This window comes from Bacillus sp. SIMBA_005 (genome assembly GCF_046535585.1).
Classification (GTDB): Bacteria; Bacillota; Bacilli; order Bacillales; family Bacillaceae; genus Bacillus; species Bacillus pumilus.
Window position 1 is genome coordinate 1 of sequence record NZ_JAWRWI010000393.1, and the last position, 272, is coordinate 272.

The 272-nt window shown below is 65.4% G+C and carries 1 protein-coding gene; it reads right to left on the reverse strand.

Features of this window, described 5'->3' with window-relative positions; all coding sequences use genetic code 11:
• Positions 1-235, reverse strand: a 235-nt coding sequence (locus SB660_RS20605) for a hypothetical protein (RefSeq protein ID WP_410584201.1), incomplete at its 3' end; no start/stop codon positions are given.
• Positions 236-272 lie beyond the last annotated feature (37 nt).

Sequence of the window (272 nt, forward strand, 5' to 3'; positions counted from 1 at the left end):
TGGAATTGACGCTGACCACGCGCGCTCGGATCGAAGGGTTGGCCGCCGGCACTCGGATCTGGAAGTTACGCTCGGCCCGCAAGAGAGCAAGGTCCGAAACGCTGGCGTTGCTGGTGTGCGTGCTCTTGCCGCTGGCGTCCGGGTAGATCGTCATGCGCCGATCAGGGAACCGCTCGCGGAGTGCGTCGATCATGGCCGGCGTGTCGCGGATGCCGGTCAGCTCGTCCAGGGCCATCGGCTGGTTCTCCCGGATCACACAGACAATCCCGGTC